Consider the following 16075-nt stretch of genomic DNA (forward strand, 5'->3'; position numbering starts at 1 on the left):
TTTTACACTTGTATTTATTGACCACAAACATGGCCAAAAGTTACAACTAGTGTATCTAGTCAATTATGAACTGACAACGCTCTTGCTGTGAATTAGCGGCAAATAACGGTAAAAAGCAATTTGCTTAGTTATTTTTTAGCCAGATTGAATTTTACAAATACTTTTATGCATATTTTTACCTTAATAATAAGTCACTAGAGTGACGCTTAAAAGCAATCAAAACAATCAAAAACACGACGTTTATTCATAAATTACGCATAAACACCCAAAAGTACTTTTGCAAATCTACTACAGAATACTTAAACTAATCCTGAATATAGAATATGAATTTTATAAAAACCACTCTATTCATGCAGTTAAAGAGAAAATAACCACAAAGCGAACAAAAAGAAAACAATAGAATTTTTTGCTCACATTAGTTTTTTTAATCTGAAAATTAAATTTTTCTAGTTTGAAGAAAAATCCATCATTGCGTATTATTTACCTATACCGAGCTAGCAACCTCATGAAAGTTTCTTTCATTAAGCTCCGTTTTTAGCAATATGAAGTTTCGTATTGCTCTAGGTTTACTGAAATCAGGATAAAACCTTCTTTTAGTAGACCGTAGTTCCCTGAATTACTTCCTTCAACTTGTTGTTTGCCCGCATCCTTATGCGGGCTTTTTTTTGCCTGCGCAAACGCCAACGAGAATACATATCAAAAACTTAACAGCATGTGAATTACAGGTGTTAGATGACTCTTGCCGGTATGCGGTATGCGGTATGCGGTATGCGGTATGCGGTATGCGGTATGCGGTATGCGGTATGCGGTAAAATCTATATTGCCATTTAAAAAGTCAACTTATCTCTATTAAAAAGCAGCCCTCTCGAGCTGCTTAATACTTATAACTTAAAGCTTTTGTAACTAACCTGAGTTTTGTTATTTATCTGGGGTTAGTCCAAAGTGCAAGTAAGCGATGTCTGATACAAGTCGTCCGCGCGGGGTACGTTGTATAAAGCCTTGTTGAATTAAAAACGGTTCTATTACATCTTCTATCGTTTCTTTTTCTTCGCCTATTGCAGCTGCAAGGTTATCAAGGCCAACTGGGCCGCCCATAAATTTTTCGATAATAGCTAATAGGTATTTTCTATCCATGTAGTCAAAACCGCTTTTATCGACATCAATCATATCGAGGGCTTGCTCTGCAACCGATGCGTTAACTTTACCGTCAGATTTAACTTGCGTGTAATCACGAACACGGCGTAACAAACGGTTCGCTATTCGCGGTGTGCCACGTGAGCGCTTGGCTATTTCTGTGGCACCTTCATTGCACATAGTTAAATCTAAAAATCTTGCTGAACGAGCAACTATTTTTGATAAATCTTCAACCGAATAAAATTCTAAACGCTGCACTATGCCAAAACGGTCTCTCAGTGGTGAGGTGAGTGAACCTGCACGGGTTGTCGCACCTATTAAAGTAAATGGCGGTAAATCAAGTTTAATTGAACGTGCGGCTGGGCCCTCACCGATCATAATATCCAGCTGATAGTCTTCCATTGCTGGATACAAAATCTCTTCGACCTGCGGGCTCAAGCGGTGAATTTCGTCAATAAACAGTACGTCACCTTCTTCAAGGTTAGTTAAAAGAGCAGCTAAATCGCCAGCTTTTTCGAGTACTGGCCCTGACGTTGTTTTAATATTAACGTTAAGCTCGTTGGCAACAATGTTTGCAAGTGTGGTTTTACCAAGACCCGGTGGACCAAATATTAATAGGTGATCCAGGGCTTCGCCACGATGGCGAGCCGCCTCGATAAATATTTCCATTTGTTGCTTAACATGCGGCTGGCCAGTGTAATCTGTTAACAGTTTTGGCCGTATGGCACGATCAACACTGTCTTCGTTACTTTGTTCACTCGCATCTATTAAGCGATCTGCTTCTATCATGGTTTACTCACAACATTGATTTTAGAGCTTCTTTAATTAGAACCTCTGTCGTCATATCTGGTTTGTTCACTGCTTTCACCGCTTTTTGTGCTTGCGGTAGCTTATAACCTAACGCCACAAGTGCAGAAACTGCATCATCGGCAGCATTATTTGCCACTAGGGTATCATCACTTGCAGGCTCAATGACGGCATTATCGCTAAATGGTGTAAATAAGTCATTACCCCAATCTTTCAGTCTGTCTTTCATTTCGAGTACTAAGCGCTCAGCAGTTTTTTTACCAACCCCCGGAAGTTTAACCAGTGTGGTTGCATCTTCATTGTTTACACAACTTACAAATTGCTGTGCTGACATACCCGATAAAATCGCAAGTCCTAACTTTGGTCCTACGCCATTAGCCTTTAATAGCTCTCTAAATAAAGCGCGCTCTGTTTTATTGTTAAAACCAAATAATAGCTGGGCATCTTCACGTACCACAAAATGGGTATAAATAATCGCTTGCTCACCTACTGCGGGTAAATCATAAAAGCAGGTCATAGGCATTTGTACTTCGTAGCCTACACCACTTACTTCAATAAGAATTTCTGGCGGCTGTTTTTCAACAAGTAAGCCATTTAATCGACCAATCATATTACTTCCTTAATCGTCCTCTTACGGTTTTGCTCGCACTGCCCGCAAGTTTAATTAAATTTTGTTCTGAGTGTGCATGGCATATAGCAATTGCTAGAGCGTCAGCGGCATCGGCTTGAGGTGTGCCTGGCAGCTTTAAAATATTCTTTACCATATGCTGTACTTGAGACTTATCGGCTCCGCCATTACCCACAACAGCTTGCTTGATTTGCCTTGCTGAATATTCATAAACTGGCAGCTCAGCCATTGAAGCGCCAACAATGGCAGCGCCACGAGCTTGACCAAGTTTAAGTGCCGAATCAGGGTTATGTGCCATAAACACTTTTTCGATAGCAAAGCTGTCTGGGGAGAATTGCTCTACCAATTGACTGATCCCTTGGTAAATCATTTTTAAACGAACAGGAAAATCGTGATCTGCCAATTTTATGCAACCACTTCCTAAATAAGTGAACTTAGCACCTTGGTGAGCAATCACGCCGTACCCTGTTAATCGTGAACCAGGATCAATCCCTAAAATAATCGCCAACTAACTGACCCATCTATTATCATTATTATCTGTGTTAATAATGCCAGAGCACTGTATAAATTACCAGTAACCAATTGCAATTCATAAAAAATGCCCGCAATTGCGAGCATTTTATAAACGCGTTTTTAGTTAGAATCTTATGCCAGTGAGCGTAATAAGCCTTGGGTATTTTTTCGCATTGTGCGCGCTATCATCAAATAACCCAAACATGCCACAAATAGGCCTCCTACTGCTGGGCCAATAAGCCAAATATGAGGATGGAATTTACCTGCTAATTCGAACATCTGTTTTTGTACTATTAACAGAGCGATGTCACTGACAATTGCAGCGACTAAACCTGCAGTAACGCCTAATAGTAAAAACTCATATAAGGTGGCATTTTTAATTAAGCGCCCTTTAGCACCTAAAGTTCTTAAGATGACAATCTCTTGCATTCGCTCCCCCAAACTTGCTTGTACTTGTGAAATAAGCACTAAAGCTCCACAGGCAACGACAATTGCTAGTACAAAACCAATCGCTAACGATACTTGCTCTATTGTTGATCGAATCTGTTTAATAAAGCTCTCAACATCTATCACGTTAACCGTTGGGTATTGACGCATTAGCTCATTAAACTCACGTTTTTTATCTGCTTTTACATTCACCGATGAAATATAAGTAGCAGGAAAACTGGCTAGCACATCAGGACTTAAAATAATAAAGAAGTTAGGTTTGAGTGTCGTCCAGTTAACTTTTCGAACACTGGTAATTTTTGCATCGAAAGACTGTGCACCTATTAAGAAAGTAAGCGTATCACCTATTTTTACATCTAAGCGTTTAAGCATAGACTCTTCAACCGATGCCTCAGCCACTGAGTTTTCACTAAACCATGCACCGTCGATAAGCTCGTTTTGATTTGGCAAGTCCTTGCGCCAAGTTAGATTTAGCTCACGGCCAATGCCAGAGCGAGCTTCTTCGTCTTTCTTTTCGTTATCTTCTTGCGATACTTCGCGGGCAACCAGCTCACCATTAACGGCGTTTACACGGCCACGAACAACAGGGTAAAAATCAGACGTTGGCATATCATTTTGCGCTAAGAAACTAGTAATAGGTTCTAGTTCTTGCTCAGTAATGTTCACTAAAAATGAATTAGGTGCATTTTCTGGAAGCTGTGACTGCCAATCCGAGATCATGTCGTTCTTCAATACAATTAAAAACAGTAACAATTTTATAGCCAATGCAAAGCTAATTAATTGTACGGCATTAACGTTGGCACGCTTTTGAATTGATGCTATCGCCAGTGACCAACTATTACCTGGGCTTAAACCGAGTTTGCGACCACCGCCAAAAATAACCTTTGATAAAGCAAATAACACCGCAATTAAAAATGCAGTTGAAAGAAACAAAATGGCACTTATTTTGATGTTATTACTAAATAACCACATGAGTAAAAACACAGTAAGCGCCGACATAGCCAAGTGCACTTTACTAACCAATAAACGGTCGCCTAAATTACGGCGAAGCACGCGCAGCGGAGGAATATCAAATAAATCGAGTAGTGGTTTAATAGAAAACATTACCGCACAAATCACGCCGGTACTAATAGCAATAATCCACGGTTTAGCAGATGCACTTGGTAGTGCTGTGCCCATGGTTTGTGCTAAATAATCTGTTGCAACTGATTGTAAGCCATAACCAATCAGTAAACCAACTATGACCGACATTGAACAAACAAGGCTCAAGTGAAGTAAATAGATTTTACGTATCATAGCGCGGCTTCCGCCCAGCGTTTTCATCATGGCAACCGGGTCATATTGACGCTCACAATACCGTTTTGCCGATACCGCAATAGCAACAGCGGCTAAAATAATGCCAAGTAAACCAGCTAGCAATAGATAGCTCTCGGCACGATTTAAACTATTAGAAATAGGAGACTGGCGGTCTTTAACACCATACCAACGCTGGTTTTCTTTCATTTGTGGTTTTAACCACGCATAGAAGGTATCTAAATTGTCTTTGCTGCCAGCATAAAGCTGACGATAAAACACTCGACTACCCGGCTGAATTACCTCTGTAACGGCTATGTCTGCTTCATTAATTAAGATTCGCTGGCTGCTTGAAAACACATTAAACGGTGCATCAGGCTCTTCGGCTACAACATGACTAGCAGTAAACGTAGCAGCGCCAAGCTCTACTTTATCGCCCACTTTAATGTTTAACGCATAAAACACTGATTCACTTAACCACACTTCACCACGACTTGGGATATCAGCAGTTACTTGTGGTTGATCAGTCAGGCTAGTTTTTACTTTTAACTCGCCTTTTAACGGATAGGTGTTTGATACCGCTTTCACCGAGCCAAGCTGCATTTCGTCACCAGCAAATAACATGGTATCGAAATAGGTTATTTTAGCGGTACGTAAGTTTTCTTGGTTGGCTTTTTCTAAAAACTCGGCAGGTAAAGCATGGTTACTTGCTAAAACGCGATCAGCAGCAATAAAGGCACTGCTTTTTTCTTCAATACTTTGACCAATTCGGTCGGTAACCATAGACAGTGTTAAAACAGTGAGAACAGCTAAGGCAATTGCTGCACTGATCACTGTTAACTCACCGCGTTTAAACTCACGTGAAAACAGTTTTAGTGCTAATTTAGCCCACATTCGCTTGCACTCCTTCGCTTTCTTTTACAGTTACTAACTGCCCTGCTTCAATGTGTAAAATTTGCTGACACTTTTGTGCAAGCTGCTCATCATGCGTTACTAAAATAAGTGTCGTGCCGTGCTCTTTATTTAATTCAAATAATAATGACTCAATTAATTTACCGTTTTTGCTATCAAGGTTCGCTGATGGTTCATCGGCAAATAAGATTTTCGGTGTGCCAATAAATGCACGCGCAATAGCTACACGCTGCTGCTCACCGCCAGATAATTGCGATGGGTAATGGCCAACACGATGACTTAGCCCTACTTTTTCAAGTAGCTCAAGTGCTTGTTGTTTCGCGTCTTTACTACCGGCAAGTTCAGCCGGTAGCATCACGTTTTCAAGTGCTGTTAAGCTTTGTACAAGCATGAAAGACTGAAACACAAACCCCACTTTTTCAGCGCGAAGTGCCGCGCGTGCTTCTTCGCCTAATTCGTGCAAAGCAGCACCATCTAAATAAATACTGCCGCTAGTTGATTGGTCAAGGCTGGCTAACAAACTTAATAAAGTAGACTTACCCGAACCAGAGGTGCCCACTACTGCAACTGAGTCACCCGACTTGACATTAAAGCTGATGTCACTGAGGATGGTCAGGTTGCCCTCAACCGTGGTGACAGTTTTAGAAAGTCCTTTAACTTGAATGATGTTTAATTGAGAAAGCGCTGACATATGATGCATCCAATCCTACGTTTTATATTCGTTTTACTGTTAGTAATCAAACCACTTACGGCAGCAGCTGACAACACAATTTTAATTTTAGGTGACAGTTTAAGCGCCGCATACGGCCTTAAACAAGAACAAGGCTGGGTTAAATTGTTACAAGATAAGTACGATGAAAATGACCAATCTGTATATTTAGTAAACGCTAGTATTAGTGGTGAAACTACCGGCGGTGCCTTAAGACGACTCGACGCGTTACTAAGTGAATTTGAACCCACTCATGTGCTTATTGAGCTTGGCGGAAACGATGGTTTACGTGGTTTCCCTATTAAACGCCTGCAAACTAACCTACGTGATTTAATAGCGAAAAGCCAACAAATTGGGGCRAAAACCGCCATAATGGAAGTACAAATTCCACCAAACTATGGCCCACGTTATACCAAACTTTTCACCGATAGCTTTAAAACTATTGCTGATGAAACAGATTCTGAGCTCATGCCTTTTTTCATGCTTAATATTGCAGGCCGTCCTGAGCTTATGCAAAACGATAACCTCCACCCTAACGCCGATGCTCAACCATTAATACGCGACTTTATGTACAAAACGATCAACGATTGGCTAGATTAACCACTAGCCCATTGATTTAATACCGATTGCCTGAACAATAAACAGGCAATCGAACTGCGCTGATATTGATTTTTATAAAAAAAGCCGTACTATGGCTTTCAACGTCGGCATATAGCGCAGCTTGGTAGCGCACTGTCATGGGGTGTCAGGGGTCGCAGGTTCAAATCCTGCTATGCCGACCATTTTTTCTCATCCTGTTCAATAAGTTAACTAAGTTTACATAAACAATGTAGCAACTTAAATTAGTTAATCTTATTTAGGTGTAGCATATATGTAGCTTGCTCTACTTCTACATTCAACAGCTACATACACACTACATTTACTCCATATCTTCTTCCCCCTTACCCCCTATTACCCTGAAGGGAAGCATTTTTAACATCTTCAATTAGCTGTTTATATTTCGCGACTGTTTGCCGTGTTAGCCCTGTTTCAAGCGCAACACTTCTCTGAGTAATTTTGCAACCTGTGCTTAATAACTTACTGACAGTTCGTTTTATTGAAGTTTCAGATTGCTCACGCCTTTTCTTGTGGGTATACCTCGCACCTTCACGCTGAGCGAGTGCTTTGGTTTGAATAGGGATTTGATACAACCAAGTACCTGCAGCCCCTCTGTTGTGGTTAGGAAAGTATTTTTGCCAAGTCCAAGACGCTACGCTTTGAGTGATCGACTGCAATTCTTTGTACTTCAGAGGGTATTCCTTTGCTAAGCCAAAACCATCAAAGTTATTCAAGCTTTCCGCAACCTCAAATAAGTGTCTATACCAATCCTCATATCGCCAATTTTCTCTGGCATAATTAATTCTTTTATAAGCAATGAAGCGCAGCTGATGAAATAAATAGCAATTACGGGAATTAGCAATCCCTCCCCAATCGAACTCATAACCATATTCTCTCTTGGGTTTGTACAAGAAATCATTTAGTTCATTTAAGCTATATTCATGCGCATGTAAGAAAGTAGTTTTCCAATGGGAATGAAGCGGGTTTTTACATAAAGGTCCTGTGTAGTCTTCATCAGCTCCGAGCTTTATTCGCATTAAGTCATACACATGCTTAAGGAATTTAATAGGCTTACGCCTAGCTTTTATACTTCTTGTGACACCCTGAATAGCATAAAGCACATGAGCGCCTCCTTGTTCGCCTGTCCTACCGAATTTACATATAGATGGACCACTAACAACGATGTTCGGTGGGGGTAGTAAATTGTCTTCCCAAGAAAATGCTGATTCGTCATCAATATCAAAGATCAGCCAATATTGAATAGCTTTTGGATTAACTTGAACATGAAGGTATTCATCCAAAGCTATTTCACCAAAACGGTAACGTCCCTTTGTTATATCTTCATTTGTGCATAATGTTCTTGGTGGAGTGGTGTTATAAAGCCTTTGAATGAGCTTTTCTCGCACATTCAAAGGCACAGCAGAAACTAGCTGTTTCGCGGCATTTGTCATAAAATATCCGTGTTGGAGTATATTCAACACGGCAGGCGGATAGTTTGGTCGCTTACGCCTGCCGTATTCGCAAGTTAAGCAACGTCACCGTACTTTCTTAGCCACGCTTCAAGCGCAGACTCTTCAAAAAGTAATTTCCCGCCAATTTTGATCGCCTCTGGAGCAACCTTTTTAGCAAGATCAGAATCACCTTGTGCAAGCGCAGCTTTGCGTCTATTTCGGATATTGTATAAATGCTGCGGTGAGCAGTTTAAAAACTTTGCAGCTTCTTTTGTGGTAATAAATGCGGACATAAGCCCTCCTAACTAACCAAACCTGTTAAAAACGTATCGACCGTGCTTATGAAAAGCCGTTTTTTTCCTCGTTACGTTTAACAGGCAGCTTGCTAGAAGCGCCTTTTTTAGGCACTGGATTCGTCCAGTACATTTAGGTTAAGCTATGATTAGCCCAAAGTAAAGTGGGTTGTTTGTTAGACTGCAGTAAAATAGAGGTAAGGGATTATAATGACAAAGTTGGCAGGAATAGAATATCGAGGTACGGCTGGTATTTCAAAACACTGCATTAATGCTGTAACAGAAATGATTCACTTTGGAAGAATGCTTAATACAGTGAAAATTCTAACCACTGGAAATGAATACCACTATAATCATGCATTATTAATCAATATCGATGTAGGTATTGATGTAGCAATAAAGTCAGGCTTCACATCAGGTTATTCTGGCGAAGGACCAAGAGCATTTTCTTATACTTTATCAGTCCTTAGAAAGTTTTGTGACGAAATTGAAGAGTATTATGTACCACAAAAGTTTTTAGAAAAAATAAACAGCTCTGCACTTACTGTAAAAGACTTGGATTGGCTCTCTGAACAGACACCAGTTATACCTCAACAATGGTATGACTATATATATGAAGGTCATACCAAATTACATTTGCAACAGGGCTTCCCTGTAGAAATTCCACTTTCTTTAATCGATGAAAGACTGCTAAGTACCGCAATTTTAATGAAACAAAACCCCGACAACGCTTTAATGGACGGATACCGGTTGCTAGAAAAAGTAATAAAAGAAAAATCAGGCTTAACTAAAGAAACAGGCGCCAAGCTTTTTTCAAAAGCTTTATCGGGAGAGAGCAGCCCTTTACATTGGGAAAATTTAGATGGTAGTGAAACTACAGGCCGCGCAAATATGTTTTCTAGTATATTTATGGCGTTTCGTAATCGACGAGCCCATCAACAGTTAGAAAGTGAAATTCATAATGATTTAAGAGAATTTTTGCTATTGAATCAACTTTTTATCTTGGAACAATCAACCAAAATTAGAGAAGTTTAATATTTAGGAACTCAAATCTGATTTAAAAGTTTCAACTAATAATTCTAGAGTTCGACTGCCAGACAGATAATGACGGAAAGGCGACAACGTTAATCAGTGTTTAAAATGCAAGACGTGAACCCTCAACTATTAACTAAACTCACGACTAAATTATTCATAAAGCGCTTTTCATAGACTGCAAGATAACTAATAAACTCAATGATGAATTTATTAGTTATCATTTTAGTTATGCGTTTAACATGTAAAAAAGAGGCTACTTTGTGATTGGTTTTTTTTGTTATTATGATCTTTTAAAAGGAATAACTTATGGCTAATGAAAATTTAAGTCTACAACATGACTTCTTATATAAAGTGATTAATGACACGCAAGCAACTATCAGAGCCTTAGATGTAAAACTTGGATTTTTATTTGCCTTTTACTGTGCCCCACTAATTGGGTGGAAAGTGGCATTAGAAATATTTGACTCTATTGAGTGCATCACGTTAAAAGCTTTACTGTCACTTGTTCTTTTATTTTGGTTGTTTGGTCTCTATTCTCTGTTTTTAGCTTTAAGACCTATACATAACTCCAATATACTAGTCAATGATAGTGCTGTGAAAGGTATAGCTTACAACAGTCACCTTTTTGATAGTAATGAGTTTGATCATTTATTTAACACTCCAATCAAACCAAAAGTAGATATTGATACATATGTCAAAGATTTGCCCAGTTCAAAAATATTAAAGAAGGAGCTTGCTTATGATTTGTATAAACTCGTTTTTATTCGTGATGTTAAAATACTAAGAGTGAAAAATGTTTTATCCTGTGCCTTCACTTCAATAATAATATTTGTGTTTGTGACAATCATTAACCATTTCTTATAAGAAAAGGAAATTTATAAATGACAACATTAACAGAGAAAGTCGAAGAGACTATCGATAAAGCTCTTCAGAGGGCAGAAAGTAATTGGAAAGAAAGCGGTTCGGCTTTTGATGAGCTTATGTCAGAGGGGCTTGAGCACGCAGAAGTCATTATAAAAGGCAATGCTGTTTCACGGAACAAATCTCTTACTGATTTCTTTCCAGTTGACTTTAATAGTAGTGAAGAACGTGACTTAGTCTGTATTTCAGCTGATTTGAGAGACTCTACAAACAGAATAAAAACGCACTTTAATGATCTAGGAAGTTATAAAAATAAATTCCAAAGAGCTTATTACATTACTAGCGCGTTGCTTCCAAGCTTAGAAGTAGTTATTAACCATTATGATGGTTTTGTAAGTGAGTTCCTTGGTGATGGTGTACTGGGCTTTTTTGATGCAAAAAAACAAAAGTCAGATGCAATTAGAAATAGTGGCATGGCATCAAAATATATTGTTCAAAGCCTTAGTCCGATGCTAGAGAAAAGACTTCAAGAATATTATAAAGAAGAGATTATGCATATTGGTGTTGGGTTAGCTATGAGTCCAACATTATTATCGAAGGTGGGTTTAGGCAGTGGAGCTGAAATAAAAGCCTTTGGTCCATGTGTCTACGACGCTTCAAAACTAAATTTTGGCCGAAATGAGGTGTTCGTAGAAAGTAGTTTACAGGCTGAGTGGCCTAAAGCTATTGATGGTAATGGCGGCTTGAGTTTCAAGCGTATGAGTTCCAGCAAAGTTGATCTTGACTACTACAGAATGATACCAAATTCATAAAATTTTCGTTAACACAAATTGATTATTTGAAGGTTTATCGTGATCTAGGAGCGCTAGTAGGGTCCAGAGGCAGGTGAAAGGGAACTCTTTAGTTCCTATCGCCAATACGAAAATAAGTAAAAATGAAGACGGTTTTACATCTATTTGCCAATCTGATCATGGTTTCAAATATAGCTTTAATGGACCACTTCTGGCACTTTCGCAACTTCCAGATTTGATAAAACTGCAATTTTCATATCTGACAGTTCAATCTAAGACTTGTTCACCTAATAAAACTCTCTTTGAAAGCGCTACGCAGCTGCAAGCTGCGCATCCCAATGCAATTTTATAAAAACCCAATCCCACACTGACACTAATATGACCAGAAATCAATAATAAAACTCCCCCCTATCGTCAGCTTCTCGAGCTTCTTGCTCCGTATATTCATCACCATAAAAGTTTACGTTGCCCATTCCATCATTGTGTTCATCAATAAACTTGTTTTGGTCTGATTTTTTATCGTCGTCAATCATGACTTCAAGCGCTATTAACGCGGTTGCTTTCAATACTTTTAAAAACATGATTTAACCTCTTACATTAAAACTAAGTATTCCTGAGTATCTAAACCTCATTAAAGCTAAGAAACTCTTAGTTTTCAAGCTAAATTTAAATTTATATGAAAACTAACAATGAATCGCCTTTTCCAAAAAGATTAAAAGAAGCTAGAAAGCAAAAAGGACTAACCCAAAAACAGTTAGGTGTTTTAACTGGTATGGATGAGTTTTCAGCCTCTGCCAGAATGAACCAGTATGAAAAAGGAGTTCACGCACCAGACTTTAAAACAGTTAAAGCGCTCGCTAAAGTTTTAGACGTACCAACTGCCTTTTTGTTTTGTGAAGAAGATGAACTTGCAGAAACAATAGCTAACTATAATAATATTGATTAATTACCTCTATCGAAGTTTAAAACATCACAAATATATTCTTTTAGTATCGTTGAAAACAACTAGTAGGAACCTTATGTTCGAATTTCCGCGAGATAGCCAAACTGAGTATCTTTTCCACTACACTAGTATTGATACTTTAATCAATCACATCCTACCAACACGGCAAGTAAGGCTTTCCTCATTTGCTACAGTAAATGATCCGAAGGAATATAAAACTTTCATTCTTCAACCTTGGCGAAGAGATCCAAAAAAACATACTGAAACTTATTCTTTTCTTGAAAGTGAGATTTGGCCTGAATTTAAAAAAAGGCTCAAAGTCATGTGTTTTGTTGCAGAACCACAAAAGAGCTCTGAAGAGCTTTTAAATTACAATAACCGAGGATTTGTTAACTCACCGCTATGGCATCATTATGCAGATAAGGGTGAAGGCGTATGCCTAGTTTTCAACAAGGCACACCTCATAAAAATGTTTAAGGAGACATTTCCATTAAAAAGCTATCATAGCCCAGTGGCATACAAAGCTATTGCTGCAAATCAACAAACGACTCTTGACTGGGCTCAGATGGACATGGATGCAATTGAAAGTATAGGAATTGAAGAATATGTAGATATGCACATTATGAATTTCCACAAGCCAATGTTTTTTAACAAGGCACCAGAATGGGCATATGAAAGTGAATACCGATTTATTGTTACTTCAGAAAATGAATTTGAGTACCTTGATATAAAAGGCTGCTTAGAAGGTATTATGTTTGGCCCTAGAGCAAATTTCAACGATAAGAAACGAGCATTAGCAATACCTGATAGAAGAGGATTTGGAAACCCAATGTACAAACTAGATTTTCGAAATTGTTCACCAAAAATAATCTATGATTGGAAAGAGTAGAGCTAGTGAAAAAATTTCCGCTCAAACAGCCACACTGTTTACTTGTTATTAATTTTTTCGAACTTTCGGTGAAATAACACTGCAAAAAACACGACCAAACTCAGAATTAAGATATTACCGACAATAATAGGACCCATACATTTACTCCAACGCTATCTACTTTACTAAGCCTAATTGAGTTTTTGTACACCTGCAAATTTGCTAAAAAACCAAGCCTTTTTAACCGAGGCATCATGAGCAATGGCCTCCTCTTTTAAAAGGGGCTGCGCCCCCGCTATGTCGAAGCGATAAATCGCTCGCTTCATAGCGGGGGCCTTGGTTTTTCGTGGCTTACACGCAGGTTTTTATTTGCAGATTGCACATAGGCAACTTTAACGCTAACCTAATATTGAAATAGCCCAATGGGCATTTACAAAAAACGGCGCTGTTCAGCTGCCGACAACACGTAGTGAGGACCCTCACTCTCTTCAATCTAATAGTCATGTCTCACGCCACATTTAAGGCGTTATATCGGCGCTTTCTGCTGCCGTTTTCACGTAAAGAGGAAATAAATTAAGGCGAGATCGGTCCGAGCCTTTCGCATTCGCGAAAAACAGGGGCGAATAGGCTTTAGTGTCGCTGAGCAACCCTGTTGCCAGTTAATCTTACAACCTAGGAGAACATCATGACTTTTAATCCAAATACTGAAGTCGCTTTATTAAAAGCGCAAACAAAACTACGAACCCGTAAACGGCGTAAACCATCCAAACTTGATAAATACCGCACTCACCTTTGCAAACTCTATGAAGCAGGTGCCAGCAAAGCTGAACTGCAGCGCTGGCTCGCTTTGAGAGGCATAAATGTTCAGTGGACAACTGTTAAAAGATGGGTCGATAAAAATGCCTAAGTTCGCCAAAGCTGAAACTCAAGCCAAAAATGTTATTAAAGGGCTAACTAAAGTAAAGCGCATAAAGTCTTTAGGCACGGCCAGAAACTATATGCAGTCTCTTAAGACGGTTGCCAACTGGTCTAAAGATATCGGTATTAATGGTATTCAGGCCATGACTATTCAGCAAGCACGTATGTACCTTGATTACAGAGCAGAAATCGTTGGCCAAAAAGCCCTGGATATGGAACGGCAAGCGATACAAGCTATGATGCAATTAAACGGTAAATTACAACCGAAAGAAACACTCTACCGAGTAAAGTCATGTTTAGACGAGATAAAGCGCTCTCGAGCTTACACTACTGAACAAGCTACTGCTATTTCACATAGGCAAACAGAAAGGAATCAACTCGCAACACAAATCGCTTATGCGGCCGGCCTTCGAGCTCATGAGCTGCTAACACTTGCCAAAGCTAATGAACGAGCTCCAGATAAACGCCCTGCTCTAGACTCAAAATGGCAAGACCGGAATGGTGAACTTTACACAGTAGTTGGCAAAGGAGGCTTGATTCGTCATGTTCTTATTCCCAATATCCTTGCCTCTCAGCTAGAGCAACAACGCTTAGCTCAACCAATAACAGTAATTGACAGAGAAATTAACTATGCTCAGCGTTACAACATAGCTGGCGGTAAAAAATGGTCGGACTCATTTTCAAAAGCCTCTAACCGCGCTTTGCTATTTTCTACAGGCGCACATGGCCTCAGGCATAGTTATGCGCAAGAAAGAATGGTTGAACTGAAAAGCTTGGGGTATAAATACGAAACGGCCTTAGAGACCGTTTCACAGGAGATGGGGCATTTTAGGGCTGAAATTACTAAAGAATACTTAAGGTGAAGAAACCAATTAGTTATTACATAAAACAAATGAAGCGACAACAAGGTCGCTTCACAGAGGTTGATCAAAAGAAAATATACGCTTTAAAGCTATATGTTTAATGAATAAGTATACTTACATACCCTTTGATTCACTTTGAATAATCATGTGTAACCTCCACAAGTTGGATAAATAAATTGTAGCTACTATCAATCTTCATTGCAAGAAGATATTTTCACGGAAACTTTGTCATTAATAGCAAGCATTTCTATACCATCGGGTAAATTATAAGTCTTATTGATATCAACGAGAGATTTTTCAACTAATACTTTAGAGTTCGTATTTCCTGGTCCTTTTTGAAGATACACTGAAACATAAAGCTTGGTCGCACTTCTATTTTCAATACAAAAATCAAACTTTTCTGTAAATCGAATAAAAGACATATTCATCTTTTCATTTAGGTCACTCAATAGATCATAGACGCAGTGGTATTCCCTTGTATCGTTTGCCTCTAATCGAATATTGTAATCTTTAACTTTAAATGCTTCGCCAGTCAAATTCTGAGGTGAGGATACAACTGCTCCCTCGTCATCAACAAAACATGAGAGCTTTCCCCAAATAGCGTGTTTCTTTAGTACTCTTTCATCTGGAGTAAGTGAAAAATTTCCAATGTTATGATTAAGAGCATGATTATGATGTAAATTTTTCAATCTAAACCTAGTGGAAACAATACAAGAGAAAAACTCCTTATCTACGTTTGTTACTGTAACTGATCTCTGATATTGCTCGGTAATACAAGATGACTTATTCATCATCGTCACAAGATATTCCATATAAGGGTGAGTTTCAGTCAACTTAGGAAAAAAGTGATGTATTTTTGCTCGTAAGCCATCTGATTTTGGATGTTTCATTGTGGGAATTGAAACAGCAAAACCTATTATTGCAAAAAACCAATAATCTTGTTCAGCAGAAGCATAAAAGGAAATGATATAGCTATCTTTGGCCTCAGGAAAATAAGAAACTCCCTTAAACC

Annotated in this window: 16 protein-coding genes, 1 tRNA gene and 1 pseudogene; 9 read left to right on the forward strand and 9 right to left on the reverse strand. The window is 38.8% G+C overall.

Annotated elements, in window-relative coordinates:
* Positions 1-918: 918 nt before the first annotated feature.
* The 5 genes from ruvB to L1D46_RS16080 form a co-directional block, all read right to left on the reverse strand.
* The gene (ruvB, locus tag L1D46_RS16060) at positions 919-1923 is read right to left on the reverse strand and encodes a Holliday junction branch migration DNA helicase RuvB (protein WP_130051708.1); all 1005 of its coding nucleotides are present in this window, start codon (positions 1921-1923) and stop codon (positions 919-921) included.
* Positions 1924-1930: 7 nt separating this feature from the next.
* The gene (ruvA, locus tag L1D46_RS16065; RefSeq protein WP_130051709.1) at positions 1931-2551 is read right to left on the reverse strand and encodes a Holliday junction branch migration protein RuvA; all 621 of its coding nucleotides are present in this window, start codon (positions 2549-2551) and stop codon (positions 1931-1933) included.
* A gap of 1 nt (position 2552) precedes the next feature.
* Positions 2553-3077 carry a crossover junction endodeoxyribonuclease RuvC gene (gene ruvC / locus L1D46_RS16070; protein WP_054561285.1) on the reverse strand — a complete coding sequence of 175 codons (525 nt, stop codon included), beginning with the start codon at positions 3075-3077 and terminating at the stop codon, positions 2553-2555.
* A gap of 137 nt (positions 3078-3214) precedes the next feature.
* The gene (locus tag L1D46_RS16075) at positions 3215-5716 is read right to left on the reverse strand and encodes an FtsX-like permease family protein (RefSeq protein WP_239977858.1); all 2502 of its coding nucleotides are present in this window, start codon (positions 5714-5716) and stop codon (positions 3215-3217) included.
* Positions 5706-6425, reverse strand: coding sequence for an ATP-binding cassette domain-containing protein (locus L1D46_RS16080; RefSeq protein ID WP_239977859.1), 720 nt, complete (start codon positions 6423-6425; stop codon positions 5706-5708). Before L1D46_RS16080 ends, L1D46_RS16075 begins: the two co-directional genes overlap by 11 nt.
* On the opposite strand from L1D46_RS16080, the gene L1D46_RS16085 reads away from it, so the two are divergent.
* Together L1D46_RS16085 and L1D46_RS16090 are read left to right on the forward strand one after the other, a co-directional pair.
* The gene (locus tag L1D46_RS16085) at positions 6426-7043 is read left to right on the forward strand and encodes an arylesterase (RefSeq protein WP_239977860.1); all 618 of its coding nucleotides are present in this window, start codon (positions 6426-6428) and stop codon (positions 7041-7043) included. It abuts the gene before it with no gap.
* A 105-nt stretch (positions 7044-7148) separates the two neighbouring features.
* Positions 7149-7225: transfer RNA gene (locus L1D46_RS16090), tRNA-Pro, on the forward strand.
* Positions 7226-7384: 159 nt separating this feature from the next.
* Here L1D46_RS16090 and L1D46_RS16095 read toward each other — a convergent pair.
* Complete coding sequence (locus L1D46_RS16095) at positions 7385-8491, reverse strand: replication initiation protein (protein WP_239977861.1); 1107 nt, start codon at positions 8489-8491, stop codon at positions 7385-7387.
* 74 nt (positions 8492-8565) lie between these two features.
* Positions 8566-8784, reverse strand: coding sequence for a helix-turn-helix domain-containing protein (locus L1D46_RS16100; protein WP_239977862.1), 219 nt, complete (start codon positions 8782-8784; stop codon positions 8566-8568).
* Positions 8785-8994: 210 nt separating this feature from the next.
* Between L1D46_RS16100 and L1D46_RS16105 the strand changes: the two genes are divergently transcribed.
* From L1D46_RS16105 to L1D46_RS16115, 3 genes are all read left to right on the forward strand, one after another.
* A complete protein-coding gene (locus L1D46_RS16105; protein WP_239977863.1) occupies positions 8995-9819 on the forward strand; it encodes a TIGR02391 family protein in 825 nt (274 codons plus the stop codon).
* Positions 9820-10125: 306 nt separating this feature from the next.
* Positions 10126-10683, forward strand: coding sequence for a hypothetical protein (locus L1D46_RS16110; RefSeq protein WP_239977864.1), 558 nt, complete (start codon positions 10126-10128; stop codon positions 10681-10683).
* A 17-nt stretch (positions 10684-10700) separates the two neighbouring features.
* Positions 10701-11492 carry a hypothetical protein gene (locus tag L1D46_RS16115; protein WP_239977865.1) on the forward strand — a complete coding sequence of 264 codons (792 nt, stop codon included), beginning with the start codon at positions 10701-10703 and terminating at the stop codon, positions 11490-11492.
* 368 nt (positions 11493-11860) lie between these two features.
* Here the strand turns inward: L1D46_RS16115 and L1D46_RS16120 are convergent, their stop codons facing one another.
* A complete protein-coding gene (locus L1D46_RS16120; protein ID WP_239977866.1) occupies positions 11861-12052 on the reverse strand; it encodes a hypothetical protein in 192 nt (63 codons plus the stop codon).
* 95 nt (positions 12053-12147) lie between these two features.
* On the opposite strand from L1D46_RS16120, the gene L1D46_RS16125 reads away from it, so the two are divergent.
* The 4 genes from L1D46_RS16125 (at position 12148) to L1D46_RS16140 (ending at position 15063) form a co-directional block, all read left to right on the forward strand.
* Complete coding sequence (locus L1D46_RS16125; protein ID WP_239977867.1) at positions 12148-12417, forward strand: helix-turn-helix transcriptional regulator; 270 nt, start codon at positions 12148-12150, stop codon at positions 12415-12417.
* A 73-nt stretch (positions 12418-12490) separates the two neighbouring features.
* Positions 12491-13303 (forward strand): DUF2971 domain-containing protein, encoded by an 813-nt coding sequence (locus tag L1D46_RS16130; RefSeq protein WP_239977868.1) that lies wholly within the window; start codon positions 12491-12493, stop codon positions 13301-13303.
* Between the two features lie 664 nt (positions 13304-13967).
* On the forward strand, positions 13968-14189 hold the full coding sequence (locus L1D46_RS16135; protein WP_239977869.1) for a hypothetical protein: 222 nt from the start codon (positions 13968-13970) through the stop codon (positions 14187-14189).
* Entirely contained in the window at positions 14182-15063 is an 882-nt protein-coding gene (locus tag L1D46_RS16140; protein ID WP_239977870.1) for a site-specific integrase, read from the forward strand. Before L1D46_RS16135 ends, L1D46_RS16140 begins: the two co-directional genes overlap by 8 nt.
* A 188-nt stretch (positions 15064-15251) precedes the next feature.
* On the opposite strand, the pseudogene L1D46_RS16145 reads toward L1D46_RS16140, so the two are convergent.
* A pseudogene (locus L1D46_RS16145) lies at positions 15252-16075 on the reverse strand (hypothetical protein); the annotation flags it as partial.

This window comes from Pseudoalteromonas sp. Isolate3 (assembly GCF_022398505.1).
In the GTDB taxonomy this organism is placed as follows: domain Bacteria; phylum Pseudomonadota; class Gammaproteobacteria; order Enterobacterales; family Alteromonadaceae; genus Pseudoalteromonas; species Pseudoalteromonas apostichopi.